Genomic DNA, 22,691 nt, shown 5'->3' on the forward strand with positions numbered 1-22,691 from the left:
TAAGCCTGGCGTACCAGTTATTAAATTACAGTGGAGCATTTTAATGAAATTCTTTTTTGTACTGCTACTATCAATCAGCTCTTTTAACGTATTAGCCGTTGAAGTAGTCATACATAACCTTAGCTCGCTCTCAAGTAATGCTCAAAATACGGTGTCTACATGGGTTAATCAAAGTGTTGAAAAAACACAAAATACACTGGGACCTTTAAAACAAACCACATTGCCTATTTATTTAAAACCGCAATACTTTGCTTTTGAGCCTGTACCTTGGGCTACAGTTAAGCGCAATAACCCCGATGGGCTTGAACTACATATAGATCGCTATGCCAGTTTAAATGCATTCACTAAAGATTGGACGCTATACCATGAACTTTCGCATTTATATTTGCCACTACTTCCCTACTCCGGTTTTTGGCTTAGCGAGGGTTTTGCCAGTTATATGCAAAACGTAATAATGCGTAACAGCGGTATAATTACCCAGCCGCAATTTGTACAACGTTTAAATGCAGGATTTGATCGTGCCCGCCTGCAAACTAAAACTAAAACACAGCCACTTAATAAGCTCTCTGCCGATATGTGGAAACAACGAGCCCAGCAACGTGTTTATTGGACGGGCGCAGCTTTTTTTGCACAGGCCGATTTGGAGCTACAAAAACAAGGTTTATCTGTCGCGGGTATAATAAAACAATATCAAGTATGCTGTAGACCCGCTCGTTCTAGTGCGAAAACCTTTATAAAAGAGTTAGATAAGCTATCCGGTAGTAGCGTTTTTACAACGCTGTATGCAAAATATAATACCCGCACCGATTTTCCTGATATTAGTAAAGAGCAGCTAAACACGCTTTAACGGCTGCTCTGCTTTATATAGTTACTATATTCAACCAGCCCTTGCGCATCAAAATTGGTTGAGTACTCGTTCATAAAACCATGCAAAAAATTGGTTTTATAGCACTTAACATCCACTTTGGTGCTTAAAGCTTTAATAACTTCATCAACATTAAAGTGACTCTCACTTGCTGGAAATATGAACTCACAGGGTACTTTTGCGCTTAAATTTAAATTATGTCTAATTTGCGACGGGTAAAAGCCAATTAACTTTTTAAGGTGTGTATTGCCTGTTAATAACTGTGCCCGCCATGCTGCACTTGCCCCTGCACTAAAAGCAATACACGTCGTTGGCAATTTTAAACTCTCAAAGCATTTTTGAAGTTTGTCGGTGTATTTATCATGGCCACAGTGCTGTATGAAATTATTGTAACTATCTTGTTCACTTTCAATAGCTTGAAACTTGTTATTGTAAGGGTCAATAATCACTAAATTTGAACTAATTGCCTGTGATAACTTCCTTAAAGCAGGGGTTAAACCATAAATATCACTCACTATTAGGTAATTCATACTTATCCTTTGGTAACTAAAAATGGGCTTTGTAAGCAGTTGATAAGATTTATTATAAATATTTTTACAAAAATAGCTTGCACACAATTTATATATAAGTTACCTTCCCTCTCTGGTTTAAAGAAACCGCCGCGGTTAACCATTTACCCTGATCCAGTAAGCCCCGCAAAACGTATATTTGAAAGCTAAGTTATTGTACGGCGAGAACCCCTTGAATAATACCGAGATGATTTTTTACTATCATCGCAAAAGTGTCATAAAGATCGTCAACACTGTAATGAAGCTAAACACAACATCGTTAATTTATTAACTGCAATTTGCTATAAAAATATAGCGCAGAATAAATAACAAGAATAAAGTGAGTTTTATTATGTCTTATAAATATAATGGGTCTATGATCCAAATCGCACATCCAGTGCAATCAATTTCAGTAAACAAACATCGTGTAATCTTTAGTGATACACAAGGTTTAAAAAATGCATTGTTTCAAAAAGCGAGTGATGCACGCCAGTTTGTTAAGTGGCTAAAAGCTAACTAAGCAACACATAACTTTAATTGCCCTTTTATTATTGCAATTATTGATAAGATATTATGCCAGCCTCGTTGCTGGCATTTTACTTTTTAGCTCTTTATTGGTTACAATAGTTTTACAATAATAATTACTGGCAGCTGTTGTAATGCTCCGTATATTTTTAACTTTCTTACTTTTTTTCTGTCTGACCTCAATAGGCAATGCTAGAACCATAAACTGGCTAGCGCACGACTTTGCACCCTATTATATTTTAAATGGTCAATATCAACACCAAGGCCGTGACGAAAGCATAATTTCATTACTTGAAAAACAACTTCCTAATATTACCTTTAACCGCATGCTTATCCCTTCAGGTAAAGTAATCCAAGAGCTATCTAATACTTCAAATAATGTTTGTGCGTTATCGCTTTATAAAAATGATTACAGAAAAGAGCATATTTATTTTACAGAGGAGAGCTCAACAACGGGCCTCTCGCCTTCAATAGCAATGCACAAAAGACTCGCCAAAGCGCTAAATATAGCGGAATCAAAAGAAGTATCACTATTAGATTTAATACAAGATAAAAAACTAACTCTTGGGATCTCTATGAGCCGCTCTTATGGCCAAGAGATAGATACATTGATAAACAGTACGCCTAATATAGATTTAGTAATTAGACCCACTCGCGATAGCCTAGCGAGCCTCACATATATGCTTAACCTAAAACGAATTGATATTTTGCTGGGTTACCCAAGCGAGCATTACTATTTAGCTAAATCAATGCACTTTGAAGAGAACTTAACGCAGCGTCCATTAACCGAATCACCTGCGTTAAGTTATGGTTTTATTGGCTGTACTAAAAACAAGCAAGGCGCAGAAGACATTGCTATTCTTAATGAGCAGCTTAAAGTTATTAAAAAAACGCAGGCTTATAATGATTTACTCATGCGCTGGTTGCCCGAGCATTTAAGGCCGCTATTACAGTCACGTATTAATAGCGCAAAATAAGCAAATTCGAAGTCGCTTAATTTGAGTTTCTGTTAAGCAAAAAAAACGCCACAGTAAGTGGCGTTTTTATATTTAATAATGGTATTACTGACGAACGCCTTCTATTGATAAAATAATATCAACATGAGTAGATGCAGGTCCTAAGTTGTAATCAATACCGTAATCGGTAAGTTTAAGGCTGGTTTCGCCCTCAAAACCTACGCGGTAGCCGCCCCACGGATCTTTACCTTCGCCCACTTTATCTATTTCAAAGGTAATAGTGTTTGTTACGCCGTGCAGCGTAAACTCACCGGTTACATCAGCCTCTTCGCCGTCTTCATCAAATTTAATACTCGTGCTTTTAAATGTCGCTTTTGGGTATTTATCTACATTTAAAAAATCTTTACCATGTAAATGCTTATCGCGCTCTGCATGGTTAGAGTCAAGACTTGTGGTATCAATGTTTACCATAATTTTTGACGCATCAGGGTTTTTAGCATCGTAACTAAATGTGCCGTCAAAAGTATTAAAACGACCATATAACCAGCTGTAACCTAAGTGTTTAATTTTAAAGTTAACAGATGCATGCCCGCCTTTTGTATCAATTACATAATCAGCTGCATTGGCGGCTGTTGCCGATAACATCATTGCAGCCGAAACGGCTGTGCTTACTAATAATTTTTTCATTTTAATCATCCTTTAATGGTTTGATCATTCTAATTAAGGTTTTATCTTTATCGATAAAGTGATGTTTTAACGCCCCTAGTGCATGCAATACTGCAAACCCGATTAATGTGCACGCGCCGTAATAATGTACTTTTCCTGCAATATCGGCTTGGTCATCAAAGGCAAAATCAAGCGCTGATACATTAAATAAAGTAAATACTTCTATTGGACGCCCGTCTGCGGTTGATATTAAATACCCAGCAACAACAATAACAGCCAAAATAATATACATAGCAATATGCGCCGTATGCGCTAATTGGTTCATGCCTTTACTCTCACCTAATGGTTTAGGTTGTGTAGATAAAGCACGCCATAAAATTCTAAATAAAAATACGGCCACAAGCGTAATACCAATACTCTTATGTAAATCGAGTGAACCTTTATACCAGCTATCGTAATAAGTAAGCTCAACCATATATAAACCTAAACCAAACAGGCCAAAAATAGTCACCGCCATGAGCCAATGTAAAATAATAGCGACAAGTCCGTAAGATGAAGGTGTATTTTTAAACATGTGTAACTTCCTATAATGCTATGACGTTACAATATAGTGCACAGCCATAAATGAAAATAACATTTACAAACACTTTACGTGCGTATACGCACAGAACTTTGATAATTAAAGTTAGTTTTAGAAGTTGAGGATTAAACAGATAAGTTTATAGGGTGGATTGTTCGCTTAAGCTGACATAAATTAAGCTCTCAGGGCTCACTTGCAAACAGGTAACAAGCCCTTCTTTAATGAGCTCAAGCATAGCTATAAAACTAACCACTACACCACTTCGCCCTTCATTTGGGGTAAAAAGCGCATTAAATACCAATGCCGAGTTTGCTTGCGATAGTTGCTGTAATATTTGGCTCATTCTCTCTCGGGTTGAGAGTACTTCGGCAGTAATTTGATGATGCTCAAACGTTTTTGCTCGCGCCATTACATCACTCAACGCCAGCATTAAGTCTTTAAGTTCAATATCGGGGAGATTTTGACTTGTATCTTCACTTATTGGCATAGCGGCATGCGCTATAAAAATATCACGACCAACACGGGGAATATCGTCGAGGTTTTCGGCGGCTTGTTTAAACAGCTCATACTCTTGCAGGCGTTTAATAAGCTCAGCGCGAGGATCTTCTTCCTCTTCAAGCTCTTCGTGTACAGGTAATAATAAGCGCGACTTAATTTGCGCAAGTAACGCAGCCATTACTAAATATTCGCCAGCAAGTTCGAGTTGAAACTCGGTCATCATTTCTACATAACTTACGTACTGCTCTGTAATACTAAAAATAGAAAGCTCGAGTACATCAAGCTTATGCTTTTTAATTAAATAGAGCAGTAAATCGAGCGGGCCTTCAAAGGTTTCTAATATTATTTCGAGCGCGTCAGGTGGAATGTATAAATCTTCTGGTTTGTCTACAACCGCTTTACCATGCAAAAAAGCCAGTGGCAGCTTTTGCTGCACTGGCTTTTCACTATTTTTTGTATTCGCAGTGCTTTCGCTCACTCGCTATTACTCAAACGGGCTTGTATCACCACAGCCAACACGCAAAATCTTGACTTCATCTTCCGACAAATCGATTACCGTGGTTGCTTGCTCGGCTAAGTGGCCACCGTGAATAATTAAATCAACGTGTTTATCTAATCGCTCTAATATTTCATCAGGATCTGATTCTGTAAACTGCTCACCTGGTAAAATTAAAGAACACGACATTAACGGCTCACCAAGCTCGGCAAGTAACGCACAGGCTATTGGGTGCTCAATTACACGCATGCCAATGGTTTTTTTCTTGTCGTTTAATAAACGTTTAGGGACTTCTTTTGTGCCTTTAAAAATAAAGGTATATGGCCCTGGCGTATTATTTTTTATTAACCTAAATAGCTGATTATCTACACGTGCGTAAGTAGATAGCTCCGATAAATCACGGCAAACTAGCGTAAAATTATCGTTTTTTTCAATACCACGAATACGCTCTATGCGCTCTTTGGCTTGCTTATTACCAATGTTACAACCGATGGCGTAGCCCGAATCTGTTGGGTAAACAACAACGCCGCCTTGTTTAATAATATCAACGGCTTGACTAATCAGTCTCGGTTGCGGGTTATCAGGATGAATATGAAATAATTGACTCATGTTAATGCCCCTTCTTCTCCTTCCCAAGCTTGCCAAACACCTTGGCAGTCTTTTGGTAGGTATAAATTTTTGCCAAGCTCTAAATAGCTTGTCGGAAAATGAAAATCAGACCCTTGCGAGCAAAGTAGTTCGTACTCACGGCTGAGTTCACCTAAAAATTGACGTTCGCTTGGCGCCTGTTGAGGTTGTGCAACTTCCATTGCGTCCCCTCCTACACTTTTAAATTCTACTAATAATTTGCGTAGCCACTTGTTTGACATTTGATAGCTACTTGGATGCGCTAGTACAGCAACACCACCAGCGGCATGTATGGCCTCAATAGCGGTTTGCATAGTGCACCAGCAACTTGGTACGTAGCCTGTTTTGCCACGCCCTAAGTACTTTTTAAAAACACCCGGGAAATTTTTAGCAACACCGCGCTCAATAAGGGCGCGTGCAAAATGTGCACGCGTTATTTGCGCGTCTTTTGCCAGCTCTTTAGCTTGCTCGTAAATGCCATCAAAGCCATTTTTTGCAAGGCGAACACCAATCTCTAGTGCACGCTCTTCTCGCTTTTGCTGCTGAGCTGATAATAAAGAGGTAAGGTCAATATTATTAATATCAATATTTAAACCTACAATATGAATTTCGAAGCTTTCCCATTTAGTAGACACTTCGGTACCCGTTATTAATGAAAGCGGTAAATTTTCGGTTTTAATAAATTGCTGCGCAGGCTTAATAGCCGCCACAGTGTCATGATCGGTAATAGCAAACACATCAATATTTTTATCAACAGCGCGATGCAATAATTCTTCAACCGTTAAACGCCCGTCTGAATGTGTGGTATGGCTATGTAAATCATATTTTATCAAAAGAAAACTGCTTAAAATTAAGGGTTACTGGTGTTTATGTAAGTATAACAACTTTTTTGACTAAATTGTTTTAAATAAACACTTGACACAAAAGCATAAGATACGTTTTACTGTAGCCACTTTCAGACACATTAAGAATTAACAATAATGATCAATTCAAACTTAAACACTATTTGGTGGTGGCACTCGTAATTATCGGGTGATGAATTGTCGTGTCTAACAAAAATTCAAAACCCGCAACTATGCGGGTTTTTTTATAACTAAATTTTACGAAACGTATACGTTAAAAATATTTAACAAATTTTGAGGCAGAAAAACATGAATAACGGTCTTACTCTTACACATCGTTGGTGGTGGCGCCTGATATAGCGGGACGGTAATGATCTGTTTGTAATTTAGATATCGTTATTCAAACCCCGCATTGCTAAAGCATTGCGGGGTTTAATTTTTTGAGGGAATGAGGTTTGATTTTTAGTCATATAACTACCACACCAGGCGAAGTAACAAGCATTACGCAAGTACGCGACTATATAAGTAGTCCACTTGCATTATACGCGGCACTTGATAAGCCTAACTCACTACTGCTTGAATCGGCTGAGATTGATTCTAAAGACAGTGTAAAAAGTTTAATTTTAGTCGACTGTGCACTGCGCATTGTATGCCAAGGTAAAACAGTCACTATTACTGCTCAATCTAATAATGGGCAACAGCTTCTAAGCTACTTGCAGGCAAATGTTAAAAGCTGTGACGCTACTTTAGACGGCGCAACACTTACCCTGTGTTATTTAGACACTAGCGGCGATACTGACGAAGCGAGTAAACTAATTGCAGATAATGCATTTAGCGCTCTGCGCACTTGTATTAACAGTATAAAAAGCACAACTAACAATCCATTTTCGTTATTTTTAGGCGGTGTATTTGCCTACGATATGGTAGCAAACTTTGAGCAGTTAAGTGATGTACCTGATGGCGAAAATACCTGCCCAGATTACGTATTTTATTTAGCCGAAACCTTAGTTGTTATTGATCATCAAAAACAAACAACCGAACTCATTGGTAATGTATTTAACGGCCCAGACGTACATGCAAATTGCTTTGAAGTAGGCAAAGAGCTAGAGCGATTAAATACACTGTGCGATAACGCCTCAGAATTTAGTGCGGATATGCAAAGTGGCGAATGTGAGGTAAGCGTTGATATAGACGATGACACTTACTGCGAGCAAGTGGTTAAGCTTAAAAAGAATATTGTAGATGGTGATATTTTTCAGGTAGTGCCATCGCGTACATTTTCACTACCTTGTCCTGATCCTCTGCACGCTTATAGCCAGCTTAAAAAGCAAAACCCAAGCCCGTATATGTTTTATATGCGCGATGAAGACTTTGCTTTATTTGGCGCATCGCCTGAATCAGCACTTAAATACACAGTGCAATCTCAGCAAGTTGAAGTATACCCAATTGCTGGCACTCGCCCACGTGGCAAATTTGCTAATGGGCAAATAAACCCAGACCTAGACAGCCGCATTGAGCTCGAACTTAGAAACGATCAAAAAGAGCGCGCCGAGCATTTAATGCTTGTCGATTTAGCCCGTAACGACGTAGCCCGCATTAGTGTTGCAGGTACTCGTTTTGCCAAAGAGCTATTAAAAGTAGACCGCTATTCACAAGTAATGCATTTAGTGTCACGCGTTGTTGGCACACTAAAACCCGAGCTTGATGCACTGCATGCGTACCAAGCTTGTATGAACATGGGCACGCTTGTTGGTGCACCAAAGGTTCGTGCTGCTGAGCTTGTTCGTCAAACTGAAGGTAAACGCCGTGGCAGCTATGGCGGCGCAGTAGGTTACTTAACCGGTGATGGCGCAATGGATAGCTGTATTGTTATTCGCTCAGCTTTTGTTAAAAATAATAAAGCGTATGTGCAAGCAGGTGCCGGTGTCGTGTTTGACTCAGATCCTATTTCAGAAGCAAACGAAACTCGCGCTAAAGCACAAGCGGTTATCACCGCCATAAAATCTACGTATAAGGCGGTATAAAATGAGTAAAGCGAATCCTATCAAAATCTATTTTTTAGATAACTTTGACTCATTTACATATAACCTTGTTGATGAGCTTATGATGCTTGGCTGCGAACTGGTTGTTTACAGAAACAACATTAGCGCTGAGGTTATTTTTAACAAAATGCGCCAAGAGCAAGGCCAAGTGCTATTAGTACTTTCGCCTGGCCCTGGAACACCAAGCGATGCAGGCTGTTTAATGGAGCTTATTGAGCTCTCTAAAGGCCACTTCCCAATGCTAGGCATTTGTTTAGGCCAACAAGCATTAACACAAAGTTACGGTGGAGTAATCGGTCACGCGGGTGAAACCGTACATGGTAAGTCTTCAATTATTAATTTAGGCGAGCACCCTGTATTTGATGGTATGGGCAATACAATGCCTGTGGCACGTTACCATTCATTAATGGCAACAAAAGTGCCTGATAATATTGAGGTTATTGCCCAGTACGAAGATATCCCTATGGCTATTTATCATCATGATGACAACGCATTAGGTTATCAGTTTCATCCAGAATCAATACTAACGCCAAACGGCGCAATGCTACTTCAGCAAAGTGTCGCTTACTTAACACGCGCTAAATAAAAGAGGACATTATGAGTACACAACCAGAACAACCCATAAATGTTCAACACGCTATTGAGCAACTAATTACTGGGCAATCATTAAGCTACGCAGACACCAAAGCGCTTTTTGATGAAATAATGCAAGGTAATATGAGTGAAATTGAGCTAACCGCCCTACTTATAAGCCTTAAAATTAAAGGCGAAGTAAGCGACGAAATTGCAGGCGCTGCAGCCTCAATGCGCGAAAACGCCGTTGCTTTTACTACCAGCAGTACGCAACTTGCCGATAGCTGTGGCACCGGCGGCGATGGCTCAAACACAATTAATATAAGCACAACAGCAGCCATAGTTGCCGCTGCTGCTGGTATTAACATGGTAAAACATGGTAATCGCAGTGTATCGAGTAATTCAGGCTCAGCCGATTTACTCAAAGCCCTGGGCATTAATATAGATATGAGCCCAGAGCAAGCAGCAAAATGCCTTGAGCAAACCAATTTTACCTTTTTGTTTGCACCGCACTATCACAGTGGCGTACGCCATGCGATGGGCGTACGAACATCGCTTAAAACACGCACTATTTTTAATATTTTAGGCCCGCTTGCTAACCCAGCAGCACCTGAAGTGCAATTGTTAGGTGTGTATAACGAAGCGTTGTGTATGCCAATGGCACAAACACTTAAAACCCTTGGCACAAAGCGCGCTATGATTGTTCATGGCTCGGGCACTGACGAAATAGCCCTACACGGCCCAACAACGGTAGTTGAGCTAAATAATGGCGAGATTACGCAGTACACACTAAACCCAAGCGACTTCGACCTTGCAAACTATTCACTTGAACAACTCGCTGGTGAAGGCCCACAATACAACGCAAATGCTAGCCTCGCCATCTTGCAAGGCAAAGGCACAGATGCACATAATGCTGCTATTGTGGTTAACGTAGCTGCTCTTTTATACCTAACAGGTAAAGCAGAAACGTTAAAAGAAGGGGCAAAACAAGTACAAACATTATTAAGTTCAGGGCAAGCCATGAACACACTAAGTGCAATTATTGAGGTAAGTAATGGCTAATGTATTAGACAAAATTGTTGCTGATAAAAAATTAGAACTAATTGAGAGAAAAGCTGCGCGCCCGCTTGAAAGCTTTAGGCATCTTGCAGTGCCTACAAGCCGTAGCTTTTATAAAGCACTTGCAGCACCTGGCACTCAGTTTATTTTAGAGTGTAAAAAAGCATCGCCTTCAAAAGGGTTAATTAGAAACCCATTTGATTTAACTGAAATTACCTCAGTTTATAAAAAATATGCTACCTGCATGAGTGTGTTAACTGATGCTAAATATTTTCAAGGCAGCTTTGACTACCTCGAATTTGTGCGCAGCCAAGTAGAACAACCGCTTATCTGTAAAGACTTTTTTATAGACGAGTACCAAGTGTACATGGCACGTATTTATGGCGGTGATGCTATATTACTGATGCTTTCGGTACTCGATGACGAAAGCTATAAAGCACTGCATGCTGTTGCCGATTCACTTAATATGTCGGTGCTAACAGAAGTAAGTAATGAAGAAGAAGTACACCGCGCACTTGCGCTTGATGCACAAATTATTGGTATTAATAACCGCGATTTACGCGATTTAAGCACCGATTTAGCCACTACTGAAAAACTACGAAAGCTTATTCCGGCTGATAAAGTGGTTATTTCGGAATCGGGTATTTACACCCATCAAGACGTAAAACGTTTAGCTCCATTATGCGATGGCTTTTTAATTGGCAGCTCACTTATGGGCGAGCGTGATTTAGAGCAAGCATGTCGCCGTGTTATTTTAGGTGACAATAAAGTATGTGGTTTAACACGTAGCCAAGATGCACAAGCGGCATATCAAAACGGTGCTGTTTATGGTGGTTTAATTTTTCATCCTAAATCGCCTCGCTATGTCGATTTAGATTGTGCAAGAGAGCTGAGCCAAAGCGCACCACTTAACTTTGTTGGTGTATTTGTAGATGCCCCCATTGAGCAAGTTACTCAATACGCAAGTGTGCTAAAATTAGCGGCAGTTCAATTACATGGCCAAGAAAGTGACGATTACATTGCTGAGTTGCGTACACAGTTACCAACTAATTGCGAAATTTGGAAAGCCCAAGCAATAAAAGATGCATTGCCAACGCCTGTAAATGGGGTTGATCGACACCTTTACGATACGCACAGCGATACACAAGCTGGCGGTACAGGTAAAGCATTTGATTGGTCGGTGCTTAGCGGCGCAACTACACCATTTATGCTCGCTGGAGGCTTAAATCCAGACAATATTAAAGATGCGCTTTTTAAAGGTGCCTTAGGCCTTGATTTAAACTCAGGCGTTGAAGAATCTGCGGGTAAAAAGTGCCCTAACAAATTACATAATGCTTTCACAAGCATCAGAAATTATTGAGGTTAAAATGCAAAATCCAGCTTATTTTGGCGAGTTTGGCGGTATGTTTGTACCTGAGTTACTTGTCCCTGCGCTTAAGCAGTTAGAAAACGAATTTAACAAAGCACAAAAAGATCCTGAGTTTCAGGCAGAGCTAAGTAAATTATTAAACGAGTATGCGGGTCGTCCTACCCCACTTACTTTAACGCGCAATTTAGTTAAAAACCCAAAAGTAAAACTGTATCTAAAGCGTGAAGACTTACTACACGGCGGCGCACATAAAACGAACCAAGTACTTGGTCAGGCGTTACTTACTAAGCGTATGGGTAAAAAACAAGTTATTGCTGAAACAGGTGCCGGTCAACACGGCGTTGCAACAGCGCTAGCGTGTGCCTTACTGGGTTTAAAATGTCGTATTTATATGGGTGCAAAAGACGTTGATCGTCAGCAACCTAACGTATTTAGAATGAAGTTAATGGGCGCAGAGGTTATTCCAGTAACAGCGGGTTCTGGCACATTAAAAGATGCAGTAAATGAAGCGCTGCGTGACTGGTCAGCAAACTACCAAGACGCACATTACCTACTAGGTACAGCTGCGGGTCCTCACCCATTCCCAACAATTGTACGCGAGTATCAAAAAATTATTGGTGAAGAAGCCAAACAACAAGTACTTAAAGCAGAAGGTCGTTTACCTGACGCTGTTATTGCCTGTGTTGGTGGTGGTTCAAACGCGATTGGTATGTTTACCGACTTTATTGACGAGCCAGGCGTTAAATTAATTGGTGTTGAGCCTGCTGGTAAAGGGCTTGATACAAATGAGCACGGTGCAACAATTTGTAAAGGCACAAAAGGTATATTACACGGTACTTATACGTACATTATGCAAAATGATGATGGCCAAATTGAAGAGTCTTACTCTGTATCAGCGGGTCTTGATTACCCAGCTGTTGGTCCTCAGCATGCATTTTTACACGAAACTGGTCGCGCTCAATACGTTGGTATTACCGATACAGAAGCGCTTGATGCGTTTCAATCGCTTGCTAAAAATGAAGGGATTATTCCGGCACTTGAATCAAGCCATGCGTTAGCTTATGCGCTTAAGTACGCAGAGGAGCTAACCGAGGAGAGTGTTATAGTGATTAATTTAAGTGGTCGTGGCGATAAAGATTTAGCACACGTTCACAATGTACTAACTGAAAGAGGTCAGCTATGAGCCAAGTAAAAACGGATCGTTACGGCAAAATGTTTGCAGCGCTTAACGAGCAAAAACAAGGTGCATTTGTACCATTTGTAACGATTGGCGACCCAGGTAAAGAGCAAAGTATTGCGATTATTAAAAGTCTAATTGACGGCGGCGCTGATGCGCTTGAGCTTGGTATTCCGTTTTCAGATCCAATTGCAGATGGTCCAGTAATTCAAAAAGCTAATATTCGCGCGCTCGATGTGCACATTAACACACAAGATTGCTTTGATATTATTAAAGAAATACGTGAGTATAATGCTGATATTCCAATTGGCTTATTATTGTATTCAAACCTTGTGTTTAAACGCGGTATAGAAGCATTTTATAAAGATGCAAAAGCGGTAGGCGTAGACTCAATTTTAGTGGCTGATGTGCCTCTGCATGAATCTAAAATGTTTAGAAAGTCAGCAATGGATAACGGCGTAGACCCAATTTTTATTGCAACACCAAATGCGGATGACGACACACTTCGCCAGTGCGCCTCTTACGGTCGTGGTTACACATATTTACTATCGCGCGCAGGTGTTACCGGTACCGATACTAAGGCACAAATGCCAGCGGGTAACATTGTTACTAAATTAAAAGAATACCATGCAGCGCCTGCTCTTTTAGGGTTTGGCATTTCAACGCCAGATGATGTAAAAGCGGCTCTTAATGCAGGAGCAGCCGGTGCTATTTCAGGTTCTGCCGTGGTTAAAATTATTGAAGCTAACCTTAATGATTTACCAACAATGACCGCTCAGCTAAAAGCATTTGTAGCTGATATGAAAGCAGCGACATCGCTTTAAGCTAACTAAGGCGTGTTTTATACGCATTAAAAAAGGGCATTTAAAATGCCCTTTTTTGTTTTTTAAAAATCAAACGCTATAGCAATATCCAAACGTTTTAAAAAAATTAGTGAGCTTGGTGTTTACCCTCTAAAATCTCTTCAATAAATTTAGCATTAAATGCTTCTAAATCGGCTGGGCTACGGCTTGTTACTAGGCCTTTATCTACACATACTTCTTGGTCAACCCAATTGGCACCTGCGTTAATTAAATCGCTTTTAATACTTGGAAAAGAGGTAATGGTACGGTCGCGCAATTTATTAATTTCAGCTAACAACCACGGAGCATGGCAAATTGCAGCAACGGGTTTGTTTTTTTCTGCGCCAAAAAAGCCATCAATAAAGGCTTTAGCATCTTTATCTTGGCGTAAACTGTCTGGGTTAAATAAACCACCAGGGAGCATAAGCGCGTCGTAATCGGCGGGGTCTGCGTTTGTAACTAGTTTATCTACTGTTACTTTATCGCCCCACTTATCTTCATCCCAGCCCGTAATTTGGCCTTCTTTAATTGATACTATTTCGATGTTTGCACCGGCATCAAGTAATGCGCTGCGTGGAGATAAAAGCTCACTTTGCTCAAACCCATCAGTGGCTAAAATTGCAATTTTTTTGCCTTGTAAACGTGTGCTTGTTTGTAATGTACTCATTGAGATCTCCTTTTTCTTGAAAAATATATTCGAAACACACAGTTAAACAGCATAATGCATGCCGATAACAAACCATTGAAAATTAAAGAATAAATTAGAGTAGAGTTTGTGATGCTATGTAAATTATTTAGAGATTATGAATAATGTACATAAGTGCGAATTTATTTCCAGCTCATATAATTTAAAGCCACCAAACGCGAGGTGTAAAACCTCACCTACAATATATACCCGTAGGTGCGAATTTACTTCGCGCTCATGTAACTTATCTATCAATACGGGGTTTAAAACCTTAAATAGAATTAAAGTAGATCTTTTAACGCCTTAGCCGGTTTAAAAACCGCTTTATTTGCGCCTTCTATTTCAATTGCAGCCCCTGTTTGCGGGTTACGCCCAGTACGCGCTGGGTAGTAACTTAGTGCAAACGTACCAAAGCCATTTATTTGAACCTGATCGCCCTCAGAAAGCGATTTAGTAATTACTTTTTGCAAGCTTGAAAGTGCCGCTTGAGAATCTTTTTTTGTTAATTCACTTTTGTGTGCAATGGCAGCAACGAGTTCTGCTTTATTCATTTTAGGCTCCTAAATACACGCCAAATCAGTGTTGGTTAAGCGTGGGAATATGATGATATGAAAAATACCAAACCAAATTGGTAATAAAGCCACGCAGGCTAAGGGTTACAGGGCAACAAGTCAACCTTGTAGTTGCTAAGCTTTATGTGGTAAAAAGCCTTTGACTCTTTTTTGTATAATTTAGGTAGTATATGCACGCATTAATTGAATACATCCCACTCATACTGTTTTTTGCAGTTTTTAAGCTAGTCGATATATACTGGGCTACCGGTTTATTAATGGCCACTACGCTCATTCAAGTTGCTTATAGCTATTTTAAACATGGCAATGTGCCTACTCGTCATTGGATATTTTTTGGCATTGCTGCCGTGTTTGGTACGTTAACGCTGGTACTTCATGATGAGCAATACATAAAATGGAAAGCAACACTCATATACGCAGGTTTAAGCTTAACGTTACTTATTAGTCGTTATGCACTTAAAAAAAATCTAGTTAAAAAAGCGCTTAGTTCAATACTCGAAAATGCTAATGATACAAAACAAGCCATTGTTGTCCCAGGACCGTTATGGGATAAGCTTAACCTAATGTGGGTTGCTATAACTGCTGGAATAGCAGCACTAAATATTTATATTGCGTATAATTTTTCGCTCGACTTTTGGGTTAATTTTAAAGTGTTTGGCTTAATGGGTATTACCTTTGTGAGTATTTTTGCCACTATCATTGCCTTGTACAAATACCTCCCTAGTGAAGAAGAACCAGCAAAGTAAGCCCCCTCGTCATAAAAGTGTCGTCTTAGCTTGTTAGCTTATTAAAAAAACAAGTTGAGACGACCTTGAACGCTAATCAATACCGTTGGTTTGAATTTACCCTCATTTTTGTATTTCTGCCTTTATTGGGCTTTGGATTACGTGAGCATTTAGCTAACTGGCTTATTCCTGCGCTTATTATACTTATGAGTGTGTGTTGTATGTTGCTACTGGGCGATCCCCATTTTAAACGGTTTAGACTCACAAGCCTTGGGCAGTTTTCTGCTGTTAAAAAACGTGTGTTTAGCTTCTTTTTTTTAGGTGCGCTGTTCTCAGGTATGTTTTACGGGATTATTCATCAGGGCAACTGGTTTACCCTTCCCCGCAACTCGTTTAATGATTGGCTTTTACTGTTGCTACTCTACCCAATACTGTCGGTTATTCCTCAAGAGTTAATATTCAGAACGTATTTTTTTCATCGTTATAAACGCATCATGCCAAAAAAAGCAGTGCGTATTATAGTTAGTGCGAGTGTATTTGCATTGGCTCATATTGTGTATGCAAATTGGATTGCAGTAGCCTTAGCTTTTTTAGGTGGCTTACTGTTTGCTTATACCTATGCACAAAGCCGCTCAACCGTCGTGTGTGTTATTGAGCATAGTTTATGGGGGATGTGGATGTTTACACTCGGGATCGGCAGCTACCTTGATTCAGGCGCATTTACCTAATATAACAAGCATTAAAAAATCCGATACTAGAAAACTAATATCGGATTTTGAATATTTCTAAAACCACTTAACTAATGGTTAAAATAACGATTCAAACTCACCATTTGGGAATAAAACACCAGGAATACCACGTACTGCAGTAACATCGGCTAGTTTAGTATCACCAAAATATAAACCGCCACTGTAATTACGGCCCTTTTGCTTTACATCTAACCAACGTCCATTTTCGCCTTTCGCTATTAGATTAATGTTGCCACTAACATCACGAATACGTAAATCTAAAGCACGATTTTTTATGCTAACAAATATATCTGTAGAGGTAAGCTCTGATAAGTTTTCAACATCGCCCACGTAAGCAAACTTAAAACCGCTTGCACCACTCAGTGGAAAATCTAATTCAAAAGTAAATGCTAAATCGTCATTATCTTCACCAATAAAAGGCGAAGCCTCTATTGCAGTGATATGAAATGCAGTGTTTTGAATGTCACTTACGTAATCACCATTAAAATCAAAAGTAGATAACGTCGTAGACTCTTCACCTAATGAATTAACAAAGCGATTTAAGTTTAGTGATAAGTCACCTTCAAGTTTACCAGCGGCTTTATTGATAATTACATTGGTAGTTACCTGTGTAATACCTGTGTCGGCTTCTGGATTTAATTCACTTTGAGCATCTATACCATCAAACTGAATTAGCAACTCACTTACATCTACACTTAATACCGTGGCACCATTTGTGACCGTTGCACTCATTACACCTTCAATTTTATTACCTAATACACCACTTACTCTAAATGTTGGAATTGATAAATCAATTGTTATAGGTAAATCATCATATGTGCCAGTTATAGCCCAAGTATAAGGTGATTGGCTGTAATCAATATCTAAGTCACGAAGTTTATATTGTCCTGATGGTGTAGAGCCATCAGCTAGTGGTGAATAATTTGTAATAACTTCGTTTAAAGCATTAGTAAGTGCATCAAGGGTTCTTTGTGTGTCTTCATCAAACGCACTTTCAAGCTCAGCAAATTTTACGTCTAATTCATCTGAATAGCTTTTTTCTTGAAGTCTTGCAGCACCTATAATATTTCGTGTATCAACAAGTAACTCTCTTGAATCTAAGCTTTGAACTTCTGTTGAGCGAGCCTGCCATTTTGTAAATGTAGTTACACTTGCAATTGTTTGCTTAACTTGACCAGCTACATTTTGCAGTAAAGCATTACCTTGGTCGCTAAATAAGTTATCTGTAACATACTGCGCTGCTAAATCGCTATAATCTTGCCATGCCTGTTGGTCAGTCTCTAAGTTAGTAAATGCATTAAAAGCACTTTCAACACTAAACGAACTATCAGCAACACCAGCTAAAATTGCCGCGTAAGTAAATGCATTAGTAACCATTTCTGCTTCAACACTTGCATTTAAATTGCTGTGCGTTAAATGATAAAAAGGCGTGGCTGATAAACTAGCTTGCGTAGCACTAAAGCCTTCATCTGTAATTGCTTTACTCAATGGCGATAAATAAACCGTATTTACACCTGGTGCACTAAATGCATCTGCTTTGTAATTAAGAGTAACGGCTGTCAATTCTTGGTAGTCTATTAAACGGTTTGCGTTTAAGTCATTTACATCACCACGAACTGTTCTGCCACAACCTGTAAAGCGCGGACAAGGTAGAGCAGTATCACTCGGTATAAACTCAAAACTATTAAAAGTAAGTGGAGTTACACTTACACTCGCAGTATTGATGTTTTCAACTTCAATTGATTCTTGCACCACCCCGTCGCTATCTAAAACATTAAGCGTGCCCTGCGGTGATTGCCAATTAGATACATAAAAACTCACAGAAGAAGATGTAGCAATCTCACTCACTGCAACAGACTCTGAACTGTCACTGTCTGATGAAGAACCACAACCTACCAATGCAATAGCTACCCCTAAGGGTATAATTTGTTTTAACATCTTCATTCCTTAAAACTTAATGTTCACGTACCAATTCACATTAGCATAATAGGCTTTATCTAAATCTAGGCTATCAGTTTGTAAATTAAGACCAAAATACTCGTTTTCTATACCAACTAAAAATGCTTCACTTTTTGTCTCGTAGCCTGCCTGTACTTTCCAATGATCCCAAAAGTGTATACGGCCTTTTAATTGGCTGAACGTGTCTTTGTCGTAACGTTTTAAAGTTAACTGAGTCGAAAATCGGTCGTTTATTCTGTAATCGGCAAATGCTTGTAGTCGCATTTCCATTTCGAAATCATGAGATACCGTATTTCCAAATGCAGATGTTTTTAATGAAACTGTTGGCTGAGTAATAATATCGCCGTTGTCATCTTCGCTAAATGGAATTTCAGTAGTTTGACCCTTTACAGAGCCGCTGTCTTCGTACTCTGTTTTATAGAGCAAATCTTTTACGCTAAAACCAACTTGAAGCTCATCATTTACTTGCCAATCAGCAAAAATATCTAGGCTATATCCAAGTCCTTCAGGTTTTTGTGACGGTGAAAACTTTTTAAATAATATGTCTTTTGAAAAGTTGTAATCAACAGTTACAGCGCCTTCAACTTCATCACTATAAATTTCACCATTTACAGTGGCATCTTGATAGTGTGAGCTGGCAAAAACAGAAAGTTTAGGTGTTATTGTTAATGCATTTTTATCTAAAAATTTAAAATCATAAGATACAAATACACCGTTAGACGTTGCTTGTTTAGCATCAAGGTAATATGTATAAAATCTATCTTCAAACTCTAAATCATTTTTTTCGGTATGAGTATATTTAGCTGTATCAGGATCAAAGTTAAGAACATAGTCGTAACGACTTTGTAAACCTACCTTAAAATTACCGTAGCCAACACCTACTTCAAATATATTATAGGTAAATGCACTGTCACCCGATTTTAATGGAGCATCAAAATCATCTACAAAAGCTTGTACTGGTTGTGCTTCTGTATAAATTTCTGCGTCAAAGTGGGTAAAAATTTGAAATTGGTTATCTGCGGAAGCAAGAGGAGAAATAAAAGCTGTTGAAAATCCTAACAAGAGAATTTTTTTTTTCATAATTTAATCGCTTTCTATAAAAAAAGGGAAAAGCGCTGCTTTCCCCTTTTATAGTTTAAATATTACTTAGATGAATCAATTAAATCAACATCAGTGTAATCAACTACGTCACCATCAATGTAAGTAATTGAAAGACCGTTTGTTGTTTTAGCTGCAGTACCAAAAGACATCATCATCTCATTGTACATAGCCATAACGTCACCAGTATAACCTGCACTTTCATTACCAGTAATAGACAACGTGTAACCCATTGCATTATTCACTGTAATAGTTAAAGCACTTGCTTCTTCCATGTCGCTGTCAAGGTATGTAGTCATTACTTTAAAGTCTACATCACCAGAAACACCCTCTAATGTAATAGAGCCTGAATCTGTTGCATCATCAGCTGTAATACTTAACATACCAGTGAAGCCAGAATCACCATCCATAATTTCAACATGGTTAGCCGTTTCAGTCATTATGATTTCTGCATCATCTACATTGTCAGCAGTTACTGCGCCATCAAAAGTAAATACTAAACATGAATCGATTTGAGTAGCATCAATTGTACCTGCTGCAAAATCAACACAATCTGTAAGTGCTTGTGTTTGTGTAGCAGCAGTAACAAGCTCAACAGATACGTCATTCTCACCTTTTAATGTAGCGCCCCAAGCAACAACAAGCTTGTCGCCTTCATAAGAAGCCGCTGCATTAATCATCTCACCTGTAGTAGCATTGCTAAGCATTAGCGTAAGATCATCTAAGCTGTAAGCATAGTCCCAATCAGCATTGCGAGTTGATGTGCCTGTACCTGAGTTATTACCCATTTCAGCTAATTCATCAATTACGTCTGCAAGAATATCTGCTGCATCAGCAACTGCATCAGCACCAGTGCCTGTAAGCACAGTCATAGTCGATAATGACTCTGATGTAGCTTTAACAGAAGTTAGTACTTCAAGTTTTGCAACTGCAGTTTCAGCAGCAAGCTGTAGATTATAAGCTGTTACAAATTGCTCGCTAGCTAGTTCACCTTGAGCTACAGCAGCTGTTTGCATAGCTGTAAGCGTATCAATCATTGCTTGTGCGCCTTCGCCTTCAAGTTCTAGGTAGGCATTAGCAGCAACAAGTGCTTGTGCAATAGCAATTTCAAGTGCATCTACAGCAGCAGCAAAATCAGACGCAGCAGTAACTGCAGTCATCGCAAGCTCTTTTGCTTCAGCAGCGTTTGCAGCTGTATCTACCATTGCATTTTCTGCGTTAGCAAGTGCGCTAGTAGAAGCCGCTTCAGCTGTGTCTGCTAGTGATTTTTTCTCATCGGCAACGTCTGCAGTGTCTTCAGCAACTAGTTTTGCAGCAGCAAGAGCCACATCAAACTCTGTAATCGCTGCTTCAGCTTCAGCTACTAGTGCAGCTAGTGCCGCGTCGTATGCAACTGTGTCAGTTACAGCAACAGATGCATCTGTTTGCAACGATGTTGCAGAATCAAGAACTTGTTGGTAATCAGAGCTTTGAGTAACTAACGCTTTTGCAGCAGTTACATAACCTTGTGATTTAACGAAAATAGAAGCCGCTTTAGCTGTTAAATCAGCTGTAGTAGCTTCATTTTTTAGTAATGTAACAGCACTTACAAATGCAGCTGCGTTATCAGCTGTAAGAGCATCGCCACCCATTGCTTGAACATCTGCAAGTGAGCTTTGAGCTGTTTCAATGCTCATCTCTAATGCAGTAAGTGCAGTTTGAGAAGCAGTAACTTCTACTGTTAAAGCAGCTGCTAGAGCTGTATAAAAGTCATCTCCAACTGTACATTCTTCGCCAGTACAACCAATTACTTCTAGTGCTTTTTTAATTTTCACTGCAGCGGCTGCAAGACCAGCATCAGTTGCTGCACCATTTTTAACAGCTTTATCTTTAGCAGCTTTTGCTTTTTTGGCAATACCTACTGAATTAGCGGCAAACGCATCAATTTGTGCCTGTGTTGCGCTAGGGTTGTTAGCAGTGAATGCCGCTTTTAAAGCGTCTTCAATTGCAGTTTCATCGCCCGTTGCTATAGCAACAAAAATATTTGCAGTGTTTGTAATAGCTGTTTGTAACATTGTAGCTATTGCAGCAATACCAGCATCAGTATTACCTTTAAACTGGCCTGATTTAATACCAGCTTTAATGCTGCTCATTACATCACCAATTGAAGGTAAACCTTGAATTGAAGATGAAAGCTGTGCAATTGCTAAAATACCGTCAGTAAGTTCTTCTTCGCCATCAACATCACTTAAATCTACAGCGCCGCCGTTAGATAAATCACCAATAATAGCTGCAAGTAAAAGTGCAGCGTCTTGACCCATTACTTGTACAACAGTATCTAAGCTTGCTTTAGCAATTGCGTCTTCATCTACACTTGAACCTGAGTCAAGAAGAAGAGCCGCCACTAACGATGTTAAGAAAGTAACATTAGCTTTATAAAAACCTGCAACATTAGGACCGCCAGCAGCACCGCTTGCACCAGATGTATCTGCTTCAACAGCTGGAATAAATTTAACAACTGAAAGCTCTAGGTCAGTTTTGTACCATTCGCCAAACTCAATCGCAGTATCGCCATCATTTACGTCATCTTCTTCTGGCGCTACATCGTAATCGCCACAACCTACGTAAGCATCACAACGTAAAAAGCTATCATCGCCTTCTGCAGACGTTTTAACAGTAATGTAAACTGGTCCAGTAAAGTCATCATCTAAGTAGATGCTGTAACGGCCGCTTTCATCAGTTAATACTTCAGGGTTAGCAGCAATTTTACTTGCTTCTACTGCAGCATCAGCAGCACTTTGTGATAATGCTTCTTCAGAAAAAGACTCTGCTTCTGCTGAAGCAGCTGAGCGAAACGCAACAGGAACGCTTTGACCAGATGCATCTAAAGTCATTACAGTTACTACTGCACTTTTCATTGAACCTTTAACAGCTTTACCTGTTACTTCAATGTTGAACTGTGCATCACCTGTTGCAGTAAAAGATTCTACAGGTGTAACAGGAATGTTTCTGTCATTGTCCGAACCACATGCTGTTAAGCCTAATGTAAGTGCAACTGAAGCTGCAATAGGTGTAAATTTGATCGTACGCTTTACCATTTATTTCTCCTTGATAGCCTGGAATGAGTATCAGAAATTAGTTTAGTTGATAGTGGCTTGTGTAAGCTTTTATGTTTGAAAAGCATTAAAAAAGTACACAATCATAACCTTTGTTACCAGAACATTAAAAATACCATTAAGCTATATAGTTATGCTACATA

At 39.4% G+C, this 22,691-nt stretch carries 22 protein-coding genes; 11 read left to right on the forward strand and 11 right to left on the reverse strand.

All coding sequences use genetic code 11. The annotated features are described in order from the left end of the window. The first annotated feature begins 43 nt into the window (after positions 1–43). On the forward strand, positions 44–847 hold the full coding sequence (locus I6E85_RS04535) for a hypothetical protein (protein ID WP_101163625.1): 804 nt from the start codon (positions 44–46) through the stop codon (positions 845–847). Here I6E85_RS04535 and I6E85_RS04540 read toward each other — a convergent pair. Next, positions 844–1,395 (reverse strand): hypothetical protein, encoded by a 552-nt coding sequence (locus tag I6E85_RS04540; RefSeq protein ID WP_101163610.1) that lies wholly within the window; start codon positions 1,393–1,395, stop codon positions 844–846. The genes I6E85_RS04535 and I6E85_RS04540 overlap by 4 nt on opposite strands. Before the next feature lie 370 nt (positions 1,396–1,765). On the opposite strand from I6E85_RS04540, the gene I6E85_RS04545 reads away from it, so the two are divergent. Next, positions 1,766–1,933, forward strand: coding sequence for a hypothetical protein (locus I6E85_RS04545; RefSeq protein ID WP_002961566.1), 168 nt, complete (start codon positions 1,766–1,768; stop codon positions 1,931–1,933). A gap of 139 nt (positions 1,934–2,072) precedes the next feature. Beyond that, positions 2,073–2,915 carry a transporter substrate-binding domain-containing protein gene (locus I6E85_RS04550; RefSeq protein WP_101163609.1) on the forward strand — a complete coding sequence of 281 codons (843 nt, stop codon included), beginning with the start codon at positions 2,073–2,075 and terminating at the stop codon, positions 2,913–2,915. Positions 2,916–2,999: 84 nt separating this feature from the next. Here I6E85_RS04550 and I6E85_RS04555 read toward each other — a convergent pair whose 3' ends face one another. From I6E85_RS04555 to I6E85_RS04575, 5 genes are all read right to left on the reverse strand, one after another. Beyond that, entirely contained in the window at positions 3,000–3,581 is a 582-nt protein-coding gene (locus I6E85_RS04555) for a YceI family protein (protein WP_007582505.1), read from the reverse strand. Position 3,582: 1 nt separating this feature from the next. Next, positions 3,583–4,134, reverse strand: a complete 552-nt coding sequence (locus I6E85_RS04560) for a cytochrome b (protein WP_101163608.1) — start codon at positions 4,132–4,134, stop codon at positions 3,583–3,585. Between the two features lie 145 nt (positions 4,135–4,279). Continuing rightward, positions 4,280–5,116 carry a ScpA family protein gene (locus I6E85_RS04565; protein ID WP_101163607.1) on the reverse strand — a complete coding sequence of 279 codons (837 nt, stop codon included), beginning with the start codon at positions 5,114–5,116 and terminating at the stop codon, positions 4,280–4,282. A gap of 6 nt (positions 5,117–5,122) precedes the next feature. Then, a complete protein-coding gene (locus I6E85_RS04570; protein WP_024590418.1) occupies positions 5,123–5,743 on the reverse strand; it encodes an L-threonylcarbamoyladenylate synthase in 621 nt (206 codons plus the stop codon). Beyond that, on the reverse strand, positions 5,740–6,594 hold the full coding sequence (locus I6E85_RS04575) for a PHP domain-containing protein (RefSeq protein WP_024590417.1): 855 nt from the start codon (positions 6,592–6,594) through the stop codon (positions 5,740–5,742). The genes I6E85_RS04570 and I6E85_RS04575 overlap by 4 nt, the downstream gene beginning before the upstream one ends. A gap of 464 nt (positions 6,595–7,058) precedes the next feature. Here I6E85_RS04575 and I6E85_RS04580 point away from each other — a divergent pair, with 464 nt between their 5' ends. From I6E85_RS04580 to trpA, 6 genes are read left to right on the forward strand one after another with little or no spacing between them, the layout of a single operon-like run. Further along, a complete protein-coding gene (locus I6E85_RS04580) occupies positions 7,059–8,627 on the forward strand; it encodes an anthranilate synthase component 1 (RefSeq protein WP_024590416.1) in 1,569 nt (522 codons plus the stop codon). Position 8,628: 1 nt separating this feature from the next. Then, positions 8,629–9,231, forward strand: coding sequence for an aminodeoxychorismate/anthranilate synthase component II (locus tag I6E85_RS04585; RefSeq protein WP_024590415.1), 603 nt, complete (start codon positions 8,629–8,631; stop codon positions 9,229–9,231). 11 nt (positions 9,232–9,242) lie between these two features. Further along, the gene (trpD, locus tag I6E85_RS04590; protein ID WP_024590414.1) at positions 9,243–10,280 is read left to right on the forward strand and encodes an anthranilate phosphoribosyltransferase; all 1,038 of its coding nucleotides are present in this window, start codon (positions 9,243–9,245) and stop codon (positions 10,278–10,280) included. After that, entirely contained in the window at positions 10,273–11,637 is a 1,365-nt protein-coding gene (trpCF, locus tag I6E85_RS04595) for a bifunctional indole-3-glycerol-phosphate synthase TrpC/phosphoribosylanthranilate isomerase TrpF (RefSeq protein WP_024590413.1), read from the forward strand. Before trpD ends, trpCF begins: the two co-directional genes overlap by 8 nt. A gap of 7 nt (positions 11,638–11,644) precedes the next feature. Further along, a complete protein-coding gene (gene trpB / locus I6E85_RS04600; protein WP_024590412.1) occupies positions 11,645–12,829 on the forward strand; it encodes a tryptophan synthase subunit beta in 1,185 nt (394 codons plus the stop codon). After that, positions 12,826–13,647 (forward strand): tryptophan synthase subunit alpha, encoded by an 822-nt coding sequence (gene trpA, locus I6E85_RS04605; RefSeq protein WP_024590411.1) that lies wholly within the window; start codon positions 12,826–12,828, stop codon positions 13,645–13,647. The genes trpB and trpA overlap by 4 nt, the downstream gene beginning before the upstream one ends. 106 nt (positions 13,648–13,753) lie before the next feature. Here trpA and I6E85_RS04610 read toward each other — a convergent pair whose 3' ends face one another. Together I6E85_RS04610 and I6E85_RS04615 are read right to left on the reverse strand one after the other, a co-directional pair. Beyond that, a complete protein-coding gene (locus I6E85_RS04610; protein WP_007582489.1) occupies positions 13,754–14,332 on the reverse strand; it encodes a type 1 glutamine amidotransferase domain-containing protein in 579 nt (192 codons plus the stop codon). A gap of 299 nt (positions 14,333–14,631) precedes the next feature. After that, positions 14,632–14,901: an HU family DNA-binding protein gene (locus tag I6E85_RS04615; RefSeq protein ID WP_007375441.1), complete on the reverse strand. Its 270-nt coding sequence runs from the start codon at positions 14,899–14,901 to the stop codon at positions 14,632–14,634. A gap of 191 nt (positions 14,902–15,092) precedes the next feature. Between I6E85_RS04615 and I6E85_RS04620 the strand changes: the two genes are divergently transcribed. Both I6E85_RS04620 and I6E85_RS04625 read left to right on the forward strand, forming a co-directional pair. After that, positions 15,093–15,668 carry an inner membrane-spanning protein YciB gene (locus tag I6E85_RS04620; RefSeq protein ID WP_024590410.1) on the forward strand — a complete coding sequence of 192 codons (576 nt, stop codon included), beginning with the start codon at positions 15,093–15,095 and terminating at the stop codon, positions 15,666–15,668. A 65-nt stretch (positions 15,669–15,733) separates the two neighbouring features. Continuing rightward, positions 15,734–16,375 (forward strand): CPBP family intramembrane glutamic endopeptidase, encoded by a 642-nt coding sequence (locus I6E85_RS04625; RefSeq protein WP_024590409.1) that lies wholly within the window; start codon positions 15,734–15,736, stop codon positions 16,373–16,375. A 78-nt stretch (positions 16,376–16,453) separates the two neighbouring features. Here I6E85_RS04625 and I6E85_RS04630 read toward each other — a convergent pair whose 3' ends face one another. The 3 genes from I6E85_RS04630 to I6E85_RS04640 form a co-directional block, all read right to left on the reverse strand. Then, on the reverse strand, positions 16,454–18,334 hold the full coding sequence (locus I6E85_RS04630) for a hypothetical protein (protein ID WP_024590408.1): 1,881 nt from the start codon (positions 18,332–18,334) through the stop codon (positions 16,454–16,456). A 9-nt stretch (positions 18,335–18,343) separates the two neighbouring features. After that, a complete protein-coding gene (locus tag I6E85_RS04635) occupies positions 18,344–19,435 on the reverse strand; it encodes a hypothetical protein (RefSeq protein WP_024590407.1) in 1,092 nt (363 codons plus the stop codon). A 62-nt stretch (positions 19,436–19,497) separates the two neighbouring features. Next, complete coding sequence (locus I6E85_RS04640; RefSeq protein WP_197236635.1) at positions 19,498–22,530, reverse strand: hypothetical protein; 3,033 nt, start codon at positions 22,528–22,530, stop codon at positions 19,498–19,500. Positions 22,531–22,691: the final 161 nt, after the last annotated feature.

Source organism: Pseudoalteromonas sp. NZS71 (assembly GCF_015864715.1).
GTDB lineage: Bacteria > Pseudomonadota > Gammaproteobacteria > Enterobacterales > Alteromonadaceae > Pseudoalteromonas > Pseudoalteromonas arctica.